The 20,057-nt window shown below is 60.5% G+C and carries 2 protein-coding genes; both read left to right on the top strand.

Annotation, left to right across the window (positions count from 1 at the left end; genetic code table 11):
- Positions 1–473 precede the first annotated feature (473 nt).
- Positions 474–1,811 carry a TolC family outer membrane protein gene (locus tag ACNQ0W_RS14485; protein WP_062932683.1) on the top strand — a complete coding sequence of 446 codons (1,338 nt, stop codon included), beginning with the start codon at positions 474–476 and terminating at the stop codon, positions 1,809–1,811.
- A gap of 121 nt (positions 1,812–1,932) precedes the next feature.
- Entirely contained in the window at positions 1,933–19,986 is an 18,054-nt protein-coding gene (locus ACNQ0W_RS14480; RefSeq protein WP_417933209.1) for an Ig-like domain-containing protein, read from the top strand.
- Positions 19,987–20,057 lie beyond the last annotated feature (71 nt).

Raw genomic sequence — 20,057 nt, 5'->3', positions numbered from 1 at the left:
GTGCATATCTCTATCGGTTTTTGTTTTTAAAGTAAAATAATTCAATTTTATTCGCTGGATTACTTAAATTGACATTTCTTTGAAAATCTTTGTGTCTGATTCGGGGTGAAATTAACGCAAAAATGTACACCAGGGCATTTTAGAATTTTCTTTATATTACAGGGGGTTTATTTGTTTCATCTGAAAGGTCTTTTATAACGCTTTGTCCGGAAAACCCATCTTTTTTCTTATTTGTAACACCACGTTAACATCGCGGGTGTGGTTGCTCATATCACATTTTGTTATGCTGCGAATCAATAAATATTTAAGTAAATTCTTAAAAGAAAAATAGATTGAACGGCTCTCATCTCAATTGAAATGGGTTTGGGGAACTATTACCCGAATTAATCGAGAAGGAGTAAGGGATTTCTGGAGAATTATTTGTACCTCTTCCTGGGTATTTATTTGGCTATCACCTGGAGTCGGGGGATATTATGAAGATGAAATGCAATAACAGGTTACTCAGACTATCTGCCTCCCTGACCTTAATTTCGTTGGTGGTGACTGCGGCTAATGCAAATAACGGCCAGGCGGGGATATCTCCCGTTGCGGCAATGACGATGAAAGAAAGTATTCTTTTCGCTCTCGATCGCGACCCCTCGGTGAGCCAGCAGGCGGCACAGCTGGGGATCGGCCAGGCGCAAATAGACGAAGCGCGCAGTGGCTGGATGCCACAAATAGCCCTGAACGGGAGTACGGGTCACAGCCAGACCACCGATTCGAGCGGATCGTTGCGAAATTCCGCAGCCTGGGGCCTGAGCCTGACGCAGCTGGTGTACGATTTTGGCAAGACCAATAACAGCATCAGCCAGTCTTCAGCTCAGCGTGACAGCTATCGCTACCAGCTGATGAGCACGATGTCTGCCGTCGCGGAAAAAACGGCCCTCAGCTATGTGGAAGTAAAACGCTACAGCGATCTGTTGCAGGCGGCAAAAGAGAACGTGCAGGCGCTTAAAAACGTTGAGCAGCTGGCAAAACTCCGCGCCGATGCTGGCGTAAGCTCCACCTCTGATGAGCTTCAGACCCGCACCCGTATCGCCGGGATGCAGGCGACGGTAGAGCAGTACAATGCGTCCCTGAACAGCGCCCGCGCGCGGCTGGCGGTGTTAACTGGCATACAGGCTGAACGCTATTCACCGGTTCCGGGTGGTCTGGCCGTGGAGCCGGATTCTCTCAATCGGATTGATTATTCACTGATCCCAACGGTGATGGCCGCGCAGAACATGGAGCGTTCAGCCCAGTACGGCGTAGAAACCGCGAAGTCTCAGCACTGGCCGACCTTAAGCCTGAAAGGGGGCCGCACCCGCTATGAGTCTGATAATCGCGCGTACTGGGATGATCAGATCCAGCTCAATATTGACGCACCGCTTTATCAGGGCGGCGCGGTCTCGGCGCGCGTCCGTCAGGCCGAGGGCGCAAGGGCAATGGCATCGTCCCAGGTTGATCAGGCCCGTTTTGATGTCCTGCAAAAAGCCTCCGTCGCACAGGCCGACTGGACCGGGGCGCGAGGACGAATGGAAGCCGGGAAACGTCAGCTGGAAAATGCGTTGCGCGCCCGCGATGTCTACAAAAATGAATATACCCTGAGCAAGCGCAGCATTAACGATCTGCTCAGCATGGAGCAGGATGTCTGGTCTGCCACCTCAGCGAAAATAATGGCTGAATACGATGGCTGGAGTGCGGCGATTAATTACGCCTCCGCGGTGGATAATCTCATGCCGCTTATCGGAATAGAGAAAAACGCTGCCGCGAAATTACCTGATTTAAGTTAAAAAAAGGCGCGCCTTTCTGCGCGAAATAAGTCAGACAATAATGGGTGATTTTTCCCAAGGATAGCTACATCCCTCTGGTGGACATATCCACAGGAATACGCGCACCTGCAAGGAGAAGAATATGAGTACCGCAAAAGTTGTTGATGTCATCATTCGCAAAACGGCAGAGAAGACGAAATTAACCGGTGAAGGGAATCTCTCGGTCTCTATTTCCTCACCGAGCGTGATTGAAATTCAGGGTTCTGCTCAGGACGTGGTGCGTTATGTCCGCCAGGGGAATGACCTCCTCATTTATATGAAAGATGGCAGCGTGATCCGCTGCAATAATTATTTTGTCGAAGACACGGAAACCCATAATCATTCCGAACTGGTATTTAACGATAACCAGGAGCTGACGCATATATCATTTGCCGATGCCGGGGAAGCATCAGGCGTTGCCGCCACCGAATTAACCGCCCAGGCTGCACCCATTAGCAGCATTGAACCTTTCCTGGAGCAGGGAAGCGTCTTAAGCGATGCGCCGTGGGGCTGGATTGCCGGTGCGGCGTTAGGGGGCGGTGCGATCGGCGCACTGCTGGCTCACGGCGGCGATGGCGAAACCAAAACCAAAGTTATTGATAATACAAAAGAAGTCGAAAGCGCCACGCCGACATTTTTGCTGACGGACAACGCGGGTGACAAGCAGGGCGTGCTGAGTGCAAAAGCGGTCACGGATGACAACACCCCCACCTTCAGCGGTACCGGGCAGCCGGGCGCGACCATTCAGGTTAAAGACGGCAGCGGCAGCACTATCGCCAGCACCATGGTCGCGAAGGACGGCACCTGGACGGTAACACTCCCGACCCAGGCCGACGGGGAGCATACCTGGTCCGTCGTGCAGATCGACGGCAGTAAAACGACCTCAGCGGGCAGTATCACCGTAACCGTTTCTACAGCGGATGCCAGCGTGACGCTCGCCACCACAGCGGGCGATAACGTGATCAACGCCAGCGAGCAGGCCGCGGGCTTTACGCTGTCCGGCACCAGCAAAAACCTGGCGCAGGGAACGACGCTTACCGTCACGCTCAACGGTAAAACCTATACCGCAGAAGTGGGGGCAAACGGCGCATGGAGCGTGAAGGTGCCTGCTGCCGACGCACAGGCGCTGGGCGATGGCACCTGGACGGTCAACGTCAGCGGTAAAGACGCGGCGGGCAACACCGTGTCCGGCAGTCAGACGATTGGCGTCGATACCGCCTCGCCAGTGATCTCTGTCGACACGATCGCCCAGGACAACATCATCAACGCGGCTGAACATAATCAGCCGCTGACGCTGACCGGGAAAACCGATGCGGAAGCGGGCCAGATTGTGACGGTCACGCTGAACGGCAAAAATCACACGGCGACCGTGGGCAGCGACGGCACCTGGTCCGTTACGCTTCCGGCCAGTGAAGTACAGGCGCTGGCTAACGGCGAGCACACCCTGACGGTAAACGTCAGCGACAAAGCGGGTAACGGGTCCACCACCACCGCCGATTTCACGGTCGATACCGCAGCGCCGGTGGTCACCATCAACACCGTCGCGGGCGACGACATTCTGAACACCAGCGAGCAGGGGCAGGCGCAGATTATTTCCGGCCAGGCGAACGGCGCGGCGGAGGGCGACGTTGTCTCCGTGACCGTTGGCGGCAAGACCTTTACCGGTGTCGTCCAGGCGGACGGCAGCTGGAGCGTCGGCGTGCCTGCCTCCGTCATTGGCGTGCTGGGGGAAGGTAGCCACAGCATTACGGTCGCCGTGACCGATGCGGCGGGCAACACCGGCAGCGCGACGCACGGCATTACGCTGAGCGGCAACCCGCCGGAATTTACCCTTGACCCCATCAGCCAGGATAACGTCCTGAATGCGCAGGAGGCCATGCAGCCCCTGAGCCTGAGCGGGACCAGTAATCTGCCGAACGGCAGCGCTGTCACCGTGACGCTGAACAACGTTAACTATCAGACTACCGTTGAGAACGGTCGCTGGTCCGTTCAGGTACCGGTCTCCGACGTGCTGGATCTGGCGAATACCCTGTACACCGTCAGCGTCAGCGGCACCGACAGCGTGGGTAATAGCGGCTCCGCCGAGGCGAATCTGCTGGTCGATACCGCGCTGCCGCAGGTGATCGTCAACACCTTTGCCGGGGATAACCTGGTCAATAACGCCGAAGCGGCGGTTGACCAAACCCTCAGCGGACGCGTCACCGGCGCGGCGGCGGGCGATACTGTCTCTGTCACCGTGGGCGGCAAGAGCTACACCGCGACGGTTGGCAGCGACCTGAAATGGAGCGTGACGATCCCATCGGCCGACCTCCAGGTGTTTGGCGACGGCGATTTAACCTTCAGCGCCTCTGTCACCAATGCGCACGGCAATACCGGCACCGGCGAACGTGATATCAACATCAACGCCGAACTGCCGGGCCTGCGCGTGAACACGATCTCTGGCGATGACGTGATTAACGCCATCGAGCAGCAGCAGGATCTGGCCGTCACCGGCTCCAGCACTCATCTGGCTGAAGGCACACAGATCACCGTTACCATCAATAATGTCGAATACGTCACCACGGTTAACGCCAGCGGCAACTGGCAGATTGGCGTGCCGGCGGCAGATCTTCAGGCATGGACGGCGGGAGGCATGACCGTCAGCGTCAGTGCGGAAGATGCCTGGGGCAACACCGTGGCGGCTGAACACCCGATCGAGCTTGACCTGAACGCGGTGGCCGTCACCATCGATACCGTAACCACTGACGATATGCTGAACGCGGCGGAAAAAGGCGCGGATGTCACGCTTTCTGGTCAGACGCAGGGCGTGGAGGCCGGGCAGACCGTGGTGGTGAAATTCGCGGATCAAACCTTTACCGCACAGGTGCAGCAGGACGGCTCCTGGCGCCTGACCGTTCCGGCGAGCGCGATGGAAACGCTGATCGACGGGCGGGCGCAGGTGAGCGTCAGCGTGACTAACGTCAACGGCAACAGCGCGGACGCTTCACGCGTGGTGATCGTCGATACGCAGCCGCCAGCCATTACGCTTGATAACCTGACCGACGACAACATCATTAATGCGGCAGAAGCGCAGCAGGATCTGATGCTCAGCGGCAGCACAACCGCTGAAGTGGGCCAGACGGTCACCGTGACGCTGAATGGTAAATCTTACCAGACCACGGTCCAGGCGGACGGTCGCTGGCAGCTGAACGTGCCTGCCGCCGACGTTAGCGCGCTGAGCGATGGCAATGTCACCGTGACGGCCACCGTCAGCGACGTGGCGGGCAACAGCAGCAGCGCGGACCGCGTTGGGCTGGTGGATGCCACCGTGCCGCAGGTGACCATCAACGATTTCGTCACCGACACCAACACCGTTAACCAGCTGGCCCATGCTCAGGCGCAGATCCTGAGCGGCTCCGTCACCGGCGCGGCGGCGGGTGATTTGGTCATCATCACCATCAATAACGTGGACTACACCACCGTGGTGGATGCGGCAGGCAACTGGAGCCTCGGCCTGCCTGCGTCCGTCGTTCAGGGGCTGACGGACGGCACCTGGACCATTAACGTTTCCGTGACCGACCAATCCGGCAACACCGGCAGCAGTTCAGTGGATGTGGTGGTCAATACTGTGACGCCCGTTATCGGTATTAACACGCTGGCCGCGGATGACGTGATCAATGCGGCAGAGAAGGGCGAAGATCTGCTGCTTTCCGGCACCAGCAACCAGCCGGAAGGAACCACCATCACCGTTAATCTGAACGGTATCAACTACACCGCCACCACCGACGCCAGCGGCAACTGGAGCGTTACCGTCCCCGCCTCTGCGGTGAGCGCGCTGGGTGAAGCCAATTACACCGTGACGGCGAGCGTCACCGATAATGTGGGCAACAGCGCCGCGGCCACGCACGATGTGCTGGTGGACAGCTCGCTGCCGGTTGTGACCCTCAACAACTTCGCGGGCGACAATATCATCAACGCGGCGGAAGTGGCCGCAGGGCAAACCCTGACCGGAAAGGTTTCTAACGCGGCATCGGGCGATACCGTCACGATTATCCTCGGCGGGCAGACATACACGGCTACCGTACAGGACGATCTCACCTGGAGCCTGCCGTTAACCCAGAGTCAGTTAACCGCGCTCGGCAACGGCGACCTGACCGTATCGGCCAGCGTGACGAACGCGCACGGCAATACCGGATCGTCTTCCCTGGCTATCACCATTGACGCCCAGCTGCCCGGCCTGCGCATTGATACCGTCGCCGGTGACGACGTCATTAACGTTATTGAACACGCGCAGAACCTGGTTATCTCCGGCACCAGCACCGACCTGGCGGCGGGTAGCACCGTCACCGTGACCATCAACGGCAAGAGTTATTCCGCCTCTGTACTGGCGGATGGCAGCTGGCAGGCTGCGGTTCCGGCCGCCGACGTCTCCCGGTGGGCGGACGGGTCGCTCACCATCAGCGCCAGCGCGCAGGATACCTCCGGCAACCCGGTGAATATCGGTACCGTTGTGGATGTCGATCTCGCCCCGGTGGCGATAAGCATCAACAGCGTGACGGACGACAACGTGCTTAACGCGGCAGAAAAAGGCCAGGATCTGGTGCTGTCCGGCTCCTCCTCGAACGTTGAAGCGGGCCAGACCGTTACCATTATCTTTGCAGGTAAAACCTGGACCACGACGGTCGATGCCAACGGCGACTGGACCTGCACCGTACCGGCTGCCGATCTGAGCGGCCTGAAGGACGGCGACGCCAGCGTACAGGTCAGCGTCACCAACGTGAACGGCAACGCGGCCTCTTCCTCGCAGGCATTCAGCGTCGATACCGCCGCGCCTGCGGTCACCATCAACACCATCAGCGGCGACAACATGCTGAATGCGGCAGAGGCGGCGCAGGATCTGACCCTGAGCGGGACGTCGACTGCCGAAGCGGGCCAGACGGTCACCGTGACCTTCAACGGCAATCAGTACACCGCCCAGGTGCAGGCAAACGGCAGCTGGACGCTGGACGTACCGGCGGCGGATATGGCAGGCATCACCGACGGCAGCGCGGCGGTCACGGCGACCGTGTCCGATAAAGCGGGCAACCCGGCCAGCGCGGGGGCGTCCGTGCTGGTCGACACCACCGTGCCGCAGATTACCTTCAACAGCGTGGCGGGCGACGACATTGTTAATATTGCCGAGCACGGCCAGGCGCTGATTGTCACCGGCAAGGTGACGGGCGCGCAGGCGGGGGATGTGATTACCCTGACCCTGAACGGCAAAGACTACACCGCAATGCTGGACGCTGCCGGTAACTGGAGCGTGGGCGTTCCGGCGGCGGACGTGGGCGCGCTCGTTAACGGCGACCAGACGATTTCCGCGACACTCACCGATAAAGCGGGCAACAGCACCAGCGCGACGCACGCGTTTGACGTCTCCCTGACCGCGCCGGTGATTGCCATCAATACCCTGGCGGTTGACGACGTGATCAACGCGACCGAAAAAAGCCAGGACCTGCTGATCTCCGGCACCAGTAACCAGCCGGACGGGACCCACATCACCGTAACCCTGAACGGTATCAGTTACGCCGCCACCACCGATGCCAGCGGTAACTGGAGCGTCACCGTTCCGGCGGCGAACGTCTCGGCACTGGGCGAAGCGAGCTACAGCGTGACGGCCAGCGTGACTGATACCGCGGGTAATAGCGCGAACACCAGCCATAGCGTGCTGGTCGACAGCGCGCTGCCGCAGGTCACCATTAATGCGGTTGCCACCGACGACGTGATTAATGCGGCGGAAGTGGCTTCCGGACAAACCCTGAGCGGGAAAGTGAGCGGCGCGGCGAGCGGTGACACTGTCACGATCGGTATCGGAGGCAACACCTATACCGCGACGGTTCAGGATGACCTGAGCTGGGCGGTTAACGTGCCGTCTGACGTTTTAACCGCTATCGGTAACGGCGATCTGACCGTATCCGCCAGCGTGACCAACGGCCACGGCAACACCGGCACCGGCGAACGCGACATCACGATTGATGCCAGCCTGCCGGGCCTGCGCGTGGATACCGTGGCAGGCGACGATGTGATCAACAGCATCGAGCATGGTCAAAACCTGATTATCACCGGCTCCAGCGACGGGCTGGCGAGCGGATCGGCGCTGACGGTCACCGTCAACGGCAAAACCTACGCGGCAACCGTGCTGGCAGACGGCACCTGGACGGCGGCTATTCCGGCGGCGGACGTCGGCGCACTGAGCGCAGGCACAATCACCGTGATCGTTGACGGCCAGAGCGCGGCGGGTAACCCGGTTTCCATCAGCCACGACGTGAAAGTGGATCTGGCGGCAGTCGCCATCAGCATTAATCCGATTGCCTCGGACGACGTAATCAACGCGGCTGAGAAAGGCGCGGACCTGGTGCTGTCTGGCTCGACCACCAACGTGGAAGAAAACCAGACCGTTACCATCACCTTCGGCGGCAAGTTGTACACCGCGACGGTGGATGCCAGCGGCAACTGGACGGCGACCGTACCGTCTGCCGATTTGGGCGGACTGAAAGACGGCGACGCCAGCGTGCAGGTCAGCGTCACCAACGTGAACGGCAACAGCGCCTCGGCAGGCCGCGAGTACAGCGTGGACGCCACCGCGCCGACGGTGTCCATCGAGATCGTCAGCGACAACAACATCATCAACGCGGCCGAAGCGCAGCAGGATCTGGTGATTAACGGTGTCTCCAACGCCGAAGCGGGTCAGACCGTGACCGTGACGCTGAACGGCGTGGACTACACCACCACCGTACAGGCGAACGGCAGCTGGAGCGTCACCGTACCGTCTGCGGATGTCGGCGCGATTACCGACGGCGATTACACCATCACGGCAGCCGTCGCGGATAAGGCGGGTAACCCGGCCTCGGCGGATCGCGATGTGCTGGTGGATACCACGGTGCCACAGCTGACCATTAACACCGTTTCCGACGACGACGTGATCAACAGCGCCGAGCATGCGCAGGCGCTGATTGTCACCGGGTCCGTGACCGGTGCGGCGGCGGGCGACGTGGTGACTGTCACCATCAATAACAAAGATTACACCGCGACCCTGGACGCTTCCGGCAGGTGGAGCGTGGGCGTGCCTGCGGCGGACGTGAGTGCCCTGACCGCCGGGGATCACACCATCACCGCGGCGCTGACCGATAAGGCCGGAAACAGCAACAGCACAACGCACGAGGTTGAAGTCAATCTCACCGCGCCGGTGCTGACCATTGACACCGTGTCCGGTGACGATGTGATCAACAGCAGCGAGAAAACGCAGGATCTGACCATCACAGGTACGGCTTCCGGGCTGGCAGCGGGCGCGGTGGTCACCGTGATGCTCAACGGCAAAGCGTACAGCGCCACGGTGGACACCAATGGCCAATGGACCACAACCGTTCCGGCGAGCGAGGTGGGGCAACTGGGTGAAGCGCTTTACACCGTGTCGGCCTCCGCGACGGACAGCGTCGGCAACAGCTCCAGCACCTCACACACCGTGAACGTGGAATCCGTGCTGCCTGGCGTCATCATCAACACCGTGGCGGGCGACGACGTGATCAACGCAGCGGAAGTGGCGTCAGGCCAGACCCTGAGCGGCACCGTGGCGAATGCCGAAGCGGGCAACACCGTGACTGTGTCTGTTGGCGGCCACAGCTACACCGCAACGGTACAGGACAATCTCACCTGGTCCGTCAGCGTACCGGGATCTGTGCTCACCGCGCTGGGCAATGGCGATCTGACTGTGACCGCCAGCGTCACTAACGGCGTGGGCAACAGCGGCAGCGGCGAGCGCGATATCACTATCGACGCGAATCTGCCGGGCCTGCGCGTGGGCACCGTAGCGGGCGATGACGTGATTAACAGCATCGAACACGGGCAGAATCTGATTATCACGGGTTCAAGCGACGGCCTGACGGCGGGCACAGCGCTGACCATCACCGTTAACGGCAAAACCTATCCGGCCACCGTGCTGGCAGACGGCACCTGGAGCGCGGCGCTCCCTTCTGCGGACGTGAGTGCCCTTGCCGCAGGCACGGTCACCGTGACCGTTGAAGGCCAGAGCAGCGCGGGCAATCCGGTGACTATCAACCATGATGTGACGGTGGATCTGGCAAACGTCGCCATCAGCATTGACGCCATCGCTTCCGATGACGTGATCAACGCCGCAGAGAAGGGCGCGGATCTGGTGCTCTCCGGCACCACCTCGAACGTGGAGGAAAATCAAACCGTCACCATCACCTTCGGCGGCAAGAGCTACACCGCCACGGTGGACGCTGAGGGTAAATGGACCGCCACGGTACCGTCTGCGGATCTGGCCGGTCTGAAAGACGGTGATGCCAGCGTGCAGGTCAGCGTCACCAACGTGAACGGCAACAGTGCGTCTGCGGGACGCGAGTACAGCGTGGATGCTACCGCGCCGTCCGTGACCATCAACACGATTGCCACAGACGATATCCTGAACGCCTCAGAAGCGCAGTCCGACCTGGCAATCTCCGGCACCAGCACCGCCGAAGCAGGCCAGACGCTGACCGTATCGCTGAACGGCAAAGATTACACCACAACCGTCAGCGCGAATGGCAGCTGGACGCTGAACGTGCCGGCAGGTGACCTTGCAGGATTAACCGACGGCAGCGTCACCGTGACCGCGAGCGTCAGCGACAAGGCGGGTAACCCGGCGTCGGTGGACCACAACCTGACGGTGGACGTCACCGTTCCGGCAGTGACCATCCACACCGTGGCAGGCGACGACGTGATTAACGTGGCTGAACACAATCAGGCGCAGATCGTCAGCGGCTCCGCCACCGGCGCGGCGGCGGGCGATAAGGTCACCGTCACGATCGGCGGCCAGACTTATACCACCGTGCTGGACGCGGCGGGTAACTGGAGCGTGGGCGTTCCGGCGAATGTGATTTCAGGCCTCAGCGACGGTACGGTGACCGTCACTGCGTCAGTCACCGACGCGGCGGGTAATACCGGCAGCGGCACGCATAATGTGACCGTCGATACCGGTCTGCCGTCGGTCAGCTTCAACGCCATCAGCGATGACAACGTCCTGAATGCCGTTGAAAAAGGCCAGGATCTGAGCGTCAGCGGCACCAGCGCCAACCTGGCGGAAGGCACCGTGGTCACCGTGACCCTGAACGGTAAAAACTACACGGCAACGACTGGCTCAGACGGCACCTGGAGCCTGACGGTTCCGGCTGCGGATCTGGCCGGTCTCGGTCAGGCCAGCTACACCCTGAACGCGACGGCCACCAACGGCGTGGGCAACAGCGTGAGCAGTTCTGCGAACCTGCTTGTCGACACCGCGCTGCCAACCGTCACCATCAACACCGTGGCGGGCGACAACGTCATCAACGCGGCGGAAGTGGCGTCAGGCCAGACCCTGAGCGGCACCGTGGCGAATGCCGAAGCGGGCAACACCGTGACCGTGACTATCGGCGGCCACAGCTACACCGCAACGGTGCAGAACAATCTGTCCTGGTCCGTCAACGTGCCGTCTGACGTGCTGACCGCACTCGGCAACGGCAGCCTGAGCGTGACGGCGACCGTCACCAACGGCCACGGCAACACCGGCACCGGCGAACGCGAGATCGCTATCGACGCTAACCTGCCGGGCCTGCGCGTGAATACCGTGGCGGGTGACGACGTGGTCAACACCATCGAGCACGCGCAGAACCTGATTGTTTCAGGCTCCAGCGACGGGCTGGCGCCGGGCACGGCGCTGACGGTTACCGTCAACGGTAAAGATTACGCGGCAACGGTACTGGCAGACGGCACCTGGCGCGCGGCGATCCCGTCCACCGACGTGAGCGCGTGGCCGGAAGGCACCGTGAAAATCAGCGTTACCGGCGACAGCGCGGCGGGTAATCCGATCACCATCAGCCACGATGTGACCGTGGATCTGGCTACCGTTGCCATCAGCATCAATGCGCTTGCCACCGACGACGTGATCAACGCGGCGGAGAAGGGCGCGGATCTGGTGCTGTCCGGTGCGACCACCAACGTGGAAGCCGGGCAGACCGTGACCATTAGTCTGAACGGCAGGATCTACACCACCACCGTAGACGACAGCGGCAACTGGACTTACACCGTGCCGTCAGCGGATCTGGCTGGCCTGAAGGATGGCGACGCCAGCGTGCAGGTGAGCGTCACCAACGTGAACGGCAACAGCGCCTCGGCGGGCCGTGAGTACAGCGTGGATGCTACCGCGCCGTCCGTGACCATCAACACGATTGCCACAGACGATATCCTGAACGCCTCAGAAGCGCAGTCTGACCTGGCAATCTCCGGCACCAGTACCGCCGAAGCGGGCCAGACGGTGACCGTGTCGCTGAACGGCAAAGATTACACCACAACCGTCAGCGCGAACGGCAGCTGGACGCTGAACGTTCCGGCGGCGGATCTGGCAGGATTAACCGACGGCAGCGTGACGGTCACCGCCTCAGTCAGCGACAAGGCGGGTAACCCGGCGTCGGTTGACCACACCCTGACGGTGGACGTCACCGTACCTGCGGTGACCATCCACACCGTTGCAGGCGACGATGTGATTAACGTGGCTGAACACAATCAGGCGCAGATCGTCAGCGGCTCCGCCACCGGCGCGGCGGCGGGCGATAAGGTCACCGTCACCATCGGCGGCCAGTCGTACACCACCGTGCTGGATGCGGCGGGTAACTGGAGCGTGGGCGTCCCGGCCAGCGTCATTTCCGGCCTCAGCGACGGTACCGCGACCATCACTGCATCAGTCACCGACGCGGCGGGCAACACCGGCAGCGGCACGCATAATGTGACCATCGATACCGGTCTGCCGTCGGTCAGCTTCAACGCCATAAGCGGCGATAACGTGCTGAATGCGGTAGAAAAAGGGCAGGATCTGAGCGTCAGCGGCACCAGCGCTAACCTGGCGGAAGGCACCATGGTCACCGTGACCCTGAACGGTAAAAGCTACACGGCGACGACTGGCTCAGACGGCACCTGGAGCCTGACGGTTCCGGTTGCGGATCTGTCAGGCCTCGGTGAAGCCAGCTACACCCTGAGCGCGACGGCCACCAACGGCGTGGGCAACAGCATCAGCACTACGACGAACCTGCTTGTCGATACCGCGCTGCCAACCGTCACCATCAACACCGTTGCGGGGGATAACGTCATCAACGCGGCGGAAGTGGCCGCAGGCCAGACCATTACCGGTAAGGTGGCGAACGCGGACATCGGTAACACCGTGATGGTGAACATCGGCGGCAACACCTATACCGCGACGGTGCAGAGCGATCTCAGCTGGTCCGTCAACGTGCCGGATTCCGTCCTGACGGCGCTGGGCAACGGCGATTTAACGGTGTCAGCGACCGTCACTAATAACCATGGCAATACGGGAACGGGCGAGCGCGATATCACTATCGACGCCAGCCTGCCGGGGCTGCGCGTGGATACCGTGGCGGGCGACGACGTGATCAACAGCATTGAGCATGGTCAGAATCTTATCGTCACTGGCTCAAGCGACGGGCTGGCGGCGGGGACTACGCTCACCGTCACCGTGAATGGCAAGACCTATGCCGCGTCGGTACTCGCAGACGGCTCCTGGACCGCGGCGATCCCGGCGGCAGACGTGGGTGCTCTGGCCGCAGGCACGGTGACCGTCACCGTAGCGGGTCAGAGCACGGCGGGCAACCCGGTCTCTGTCAGCCACGACGTCACCGTCGATCTGGCAGCCGTGGCGATCAGCATTGATGCCATCGCCACCGACGACGTGATTAACGCGGCGGAGAAAGGCGCGGATCTGGTGCTTTCCGGCAGCACCTCCAATGTGGAAGAGAACCAGACCGTGACCATCACCTTTGGCGGCAAGTCTTACACCGCCAAAGTCGATGCCGACGGCAACTGGACGGCCACCGTACCTTCCTCGGATCTTACGGGTCTGAAAGACGGCGACGCCAGCGTGCAGGTGAGCGTGACCAATGTGAACGGCAACAGCGCGTCTGCGGGCCGGGAGTACAGCGTCGATGCCACGGCGCCAACCGTGACGATTGATACGGTGGCAGGCGATAACGTGATCAACGGCAGCGAAGCGGCTGCGGGCGTTGCCATTTCCGGCACCACCACGGCTGAAGTTGGGCAGACGGTCACCGTTAACCTCGGTGGAAACAGCTATACCGCGCAGGTTCAGCAGGGCGGTATCTGGAGCGTGAGCGTGCCAGCCGCCGATCTGTCCACGCTGGCGGATAACGGCTACACCGTGCAGGTGAGCGTGAGTGACGCCGCAGGTAACCCGGGCAGCGCGGGGAAAGCGATTACGCTTGATACCACGCCGCCGAGCGTCAGCTTTAACGTCGTGGCGGGTGATGACGTCATCAACAGCGTGGAGCACGGGCAGGCGCAGATCGTCAGCGGCACCGCAACCGGCGCCAGCGTCGGCGATAAGCTGGTCATTACGATAGGTTCGAACCAGTACACCACCACCGTTGACGCCAGCGGCAAATGGAGCGTGGGCGTTCCTGCCAGCGACATCTCTGCCCTGACCGACGGCACCGTTACCCTCAGCGCGACAATCACCGACAGCGCGGGCAACAGCAGTACCCAGACCCATGACGTGGTGGTAAATACCGCATCGGTCGCGCTGACCGTCAATACCCTCAGCGGTGATGACGTGATCAATGCGGCAGAAGCGGGCGCGTCGCTGGTCATCAACGGCTCCAGCGCGCAGTTTGCTAACGGCACGCAGGTCACTATCACCCTGAATGGTAAGAGCTATACGGCCACTATCCAGAGCGATGGCTCCTGGACAACCACCGTACCGGCCGCCGACGTGGGCGCCCTGGCCGACGGCGCGCGCTATCAGGTTACTGTTTCGGCGCAGGACAGCGCCGGGAACAGCGCCTCGGCAACGCATACCATCAGCGTGGATACTACCGCGCCGGTGATTAGCGTGAACACGTTGTCGGGCGACGACGTGCTGAATGCGGCGGAAGCCCAGCAGCCGCTCACCGTACACGGCTCTTCCAGCGCGGAAGCAGGCCAGACGGTGACCGTCACGCTGAGCGGCAAAACCTACACTGCGCTTGTGGCAAACGACGGCACCTGGACGCTGGATGTTCCGGCAGTCGATCTGGCTGCACTGAGCCAGGGGGCGCTGACGGTGACCGCGTCGGTGAACGACAAGGCGGGTAATAACGGCCAGACGACGCATACCTTAACGGTCGATACCGTCGCGCCAGCCGTGACCATCAGCACCGTGGCCGATGACGATATCGTCAACAACGCCGAGCAGCTGGCGGGGCAGACCATCAGCGGGACCACCACCGCGGAGCAGGGCCAGACGGTGACCGTCTCCTTCAACGGCCACAGCTATCAGGCGACCGTGGCGGCGAATGGCTCCTGGTCCGTCTTCGTGCCGGGGCGCGACTTCCTCGGACTGAGCGACGGGGATTACACCATTACGGCTACGGTGAGCGATAAGGCAGGTAACCCGGGCAGCACAACGCATAACGTGACGCTGAACGGTGACGTGCCGACCATCGCCATTAACACCTTTGCGCAGGATGATATCGTCAACGCCGCCGAGCACGGCACGCCGCTGGTTATCAGCGGCACCACCGATGCGCCAACGGGCCAGACGGTGACCATCACGCTTAACGGTAAAACCTACACGGCTACCGTTCAAAATGACGGCACCTGGAGCTATACGGTCGGCAGCGCAGACGTGACCGCGCTGGCGGACGGCGGTTCGTACGTGATTAACGCGCAGGTGAGCAACGCCATCGGCAACAGCGCCAGCGATAACCACACCGTCACCGTGGATCTCACCGCGCCGTCGATGGGGATCAGCATTGATTCCCTGCAAAACGATACCTGCCTCAGCGCGAATGACTTCATCACCAACGACAGCCAGGTGGTGGTGAACGGTTCCCTGACCGCGCAGCTCGGCAATAACGAGAAGGCGCAGATCAGCCTTGACGGCGGTACCACCTGGATTGATCTGACCGTCACCGGCACCACTTGGCGCTACACCGATGGCCGCACCCTGACCGACGGTACGTACCAGTACCAGGTGCGCGTGATCGACAATGCGGGCAACGTTGGGGCAACGGACAGCCAGGACGTGGTAATCGATCTGACGAAGCCTGCGGCGGCGACCATTACCGTGGATTCCGTCTCGCAGGATACCGGCCTGTCCGACAGCGACTTTATTACCAGCGACAACCAGATCAGCCTGAAAGGGACGCTCGGCGCGGCCCTGGGCAGCGGTGACCACGCTCAGATCAGCCTCGACGGTGGCGCAACCTGGACTGACGTCAGCGTCAGCGGCCTGAGCTGGACCTACGTTGACGGCCGCACGCTGGCCGACGGAGACTACAACTATCAGCTGCGGGTGATTGACGACGCGGGGAATATCAGCGCCACTACCAGCCAGGTGGTGACCATTGATACCGTCGCGCCGGACGCCAGCAAAACGATCGCTATCGACAGCATCAGCGACGATACCGGCCTGAGCAGCAGCGACTTTATCACCAATGATACCTCCCTGACGCTGCACGGCTCGCTCGGCGCAACGCTGGTCGACGGCGAATATGCCCAGATCAGCATCGACGGCGGCGTCACCTGGCAGAACGTGATCGTCACCGGCAACAGCTGGTACTACGTGGACGGGCGCACGCTGGGTAACCAGACCTATGACTACTACGTTCGCGTAGTGGATGCGGCGGGCAACGTGGGTGCCAGCGCTCATCAGCAGGTGACGGTCGATACGGTCGCGCCGGATGCGGCGATTACGGTGACCGTGGATAACATCACCGTCGATACCGGCTTCGACAATAACGACTTCCTGACCAGTTCGGCCTCGTACACGCTCAACGGGACGCTCGGGGCCGAACTCGGGGCGGGTGAGTATGTGCAGGTGAGCATGGATGGCGGCACCACCTGGGTTTACGCCACGGTAAGCGGTACTCAGTGGCGTTTTACCGACGCGCGCACCCTGGCCGACGGCGATTACCGCTATCAGGTGCGGGTGGTCGATCAGGCGGGCAACGTCGGGGCCACCACCACGCAGGACGTGACGGTGGATACCCAGGCGCCGCAGTACGGCATCACCATTGACAGCATCAGCGAAGATACCGGGCAGTCCGGGAGTGATTTCATCACCATGGACACCTCGCTGACGATCAACGGCTCGCTGGGCAGCGCGCTGGCGAGCGATGAGCGGGTGCAGATCAGCCTCGACGGCGGAAACACCTGGGTTGACGCCACGGTGACTAATCAGCGCTGGAGCTATACGGATACCCGCGATCTGCCTGACGGGGATTACACCTACCAGGTGCGGATCATCGACCAGGCGGGCAACGTCGGCTCAACCTCTTCGCAGGTGGTAACGGTTGATACCACGCCGCCTGACACGGTGGGTACGGTGGTCAGCTATACCGACGGGGAAGGTGAACGTACGGGCAGCTTCGGCGCTTCGGTGGCAACAGATGACAACTCTCCAGTGATTAACGGGACACTTAACCGTGCGCCGGACAATGGCGAGATTGTGCAGCTGTATCGTGACGGTGTGCTGCTGGGACAGGTGACGATGAACGGCGCCGCCAGCTGGTCTTTCCAGGACAGTGGTCTGAATGACGGTAATCACGTCTATATGCTGCGTGTGACCGATCTGGCAGGTAACTTCACCGACTCAGATGATTTCGTGCTGAAAGTGGATACGAGCATCCCGACCACCACCGTGACCATTAACCCTCAGACGACGACAGATACCACACCGATTCTGAGTGGTCTGGTATCAGCGGGACTGACCAACGGCGAGTACGTGGTTATCACCGTGAACGATAAAACCTACACCTCAGAGTCTGGCGGTGCGGTCGTGGTCGATCCGGATAACAACACATGGTATTTGCAGCTCCCGGACGGCGATGCGCTGAGCGTGAAGAATTATGATGTCACGGCACAGGTGAAAAGCAGCGCTGGCAACGGGAATACCGCTGGGTTGACCACCGGTAGCCTGATTATAGGGAGTGAAGAGTCATTGACGCCGACCTGGTCATTTACCGCCGCGAACTACTCCTATTCTGCCAGCTATATGCTTGATTCGGATGGGCTGTGGACGATTATGGCCAACCAGCAATTCGCATCCGCCAATGCCAGTAGCCGTAACGCTTACACCGTTTCAGGCAATTTCACAATGACGGGGAGTTACACAACCGGTACTTACGCGGATATCAACCGCGACGGGCTGGCTGACGTGCTGGCGGAAGGGACAAGCTACTCGTACATGGTGCAGCTGACTAACAATGGAGACGGTACATACACCTCCAGTACGCTGACCAATATGGGGGCTGCGGTATGGTATGGCGCGGTGGTCGCCATTGACATCAAGGGCGATGGTTACACTGACTTTGTCATCGGCGATGCTGGCGGGCCGGATTCCAGCACCGTCATGCTCAATAACAACGGCACGCTGACGGGCAGTTCGAAGTCAGGGACGTACTCCAGTTTTGTATCGGGATCAACGGTAGGTAACTACAACAGCCTGATTGAAACGTCCGGTGTGGATTTGAACAACGACGGGAAAGTGGATATTGCCCAGCATACGACCAACGGGGGCAACAACTATGCCCTGTCGACCATGTTTAACCAGGGCAATGGCTCATTTACGTGGGGGCAAAACTTCACCAATACCATGTATAGCGGCTATGGCTCCGCCGCAGCGTCCAATGCCGTGAGTATGACCTGGGCCGACTTTAACGGTGATGGTTACATGGACCTGTATATGAGCATGTCCCGTACCTCCAGCGGAACCAGCCAGGGTGGCGTGCTAATGCTGAACGACGGTAGCGGTAATCTTCTTGCCGGCACCGCGGTTGGAACGGCGACCACGGATAAGTTTGTGGGTAACGTCAGCGTGGCGGTGGACTGGAACCTCGACGGTAACATGGACATCATCAAGCTGGCGAATAGCGGGCAGTCCTATCTTTACACCAATGATGGACTGGCGGGTACCGCAAGCTTTACTGCTTCGAAATTCAGTACCGCTACGTCAACCCAGGTATCCGGCGCGGCTCTGCTTGATTACGACTGGGATGGCGCACAGGATCTGCTCATTTTCCGTCAAAACGGTACGGTTTTGCTGGAGCGGAATACCAATACGGTCGCACCAGGTACGGCCTTGCATCTGAAAATTGTCGACAGCGAAGGGATTAACGCCTTCTTTGGCAACACTGTCCAGCTGTACAACGCGGCCGGTCAGCTGGTTGCCAGTGAAATCATCAATGCCCAGTCCGGGATTGGCATTAACGATTCCTCGTCGCTCATCAGTTTTTACGGCCTGGATCCCAGCGAGACGTATCACGCGGTGCTGGTTCGTGCCGTTAACGGTGTTTCGAGTAACGTAACCTGGGACGGGCTGACGGCAGGAGACGGTAAGGAAAGTTACGCCCTGACGGCTGAAGCTGCTACGGGCGGTCACCAGGGCACGCTGACAGGTACCGGCTACAACGATACCTTTATCGCTGAAGCAGGGACGTATACCTACAACGGTTCTGGCGGCTGGACGACGACCTCTGAACACGACACGTGGAGCAGTACGGGCGGCATGGATGTCGTGGATTATCGCAACGCCACTTCCGGCGTCACCGTCGATTTGGGACGCTCTACGGCGCAGAGTACCGGATTCGATACCGCGACACTGGTGAATATTGAAGGCATCAACGGCTCCGACTACGACGACGTGATCACCGGCAACAGCGGTGATAACCAGTTCGAAGGCCGGGGCGGGAACGACACCTTCAACATCGGCAGCGGCGGTCACGATACGTTGCTCTATAAGCTGATCAACGCGTCTGACGCGACGGGCGGCAACGGCAGCGATGTGGTGAACGGCTTTACCGTCGGCACCTGGGAAGGGACGGCGGATACGGACCGTATCGATCTGCGCGACCTGCTTTCCGACAGCGGCTATACCGGCACCGGCTCGGCGAGCTACGTCAACGGCGTGGCGACGCTGGACAGCAGCGCGGGCAACATCGCCGACTATATCCGCGTGGTGCAGAACGGCAGCAACACCGAGATCCAGGTTGACCTGGACGGCACCGGCGGTCAGTTCTCGCCCACCACGCTGGTGACGCTGAACGGGGTGCAGACGGATCTGGCGACGCTGCTGGCGAATCATCAATTGTTAATTGCGTAAAACACCGCCGCGGGGAGGGATCCTCGCGGCCTTTTGGCGTTTCTTTAACGAATTGCGTTAACCCGGAGATT

Source organism: Enterobacter cloacae complex sp. 6730903 (genome assembly GCF_048283985.1).
In the GTDB taxonomy this organism is placed as follows: domain Bacteria; phylum Pseudomonadota; class Gammaproteobacteria; order Enterobacterales; family Enterobacteriaceae; genus Enterobacter; species Enterobacter hormaechei_C.
This window is presented reverse-complemented; position numbering and strand designations above follow the sequence as displayed.

What these genes read in the sequence shown, in the direction of transcription:
- ACNQ0W_RS14485 (WP_062932683.1), top strand. Translation starts at nt 474, where the DNA reads ATGAAGATGAAATGCAATAACAGGTTACTCAGACTATCTGCCTCCCTG.
- ACNQ0W_RS14480 (WP_417933209.1), top strand. Translation starts at nt 1,933, where the DNA reads ATGAGTACCGCAAAAGTTGTTGATGTCATCATTCGCAAAACGGCAGAG.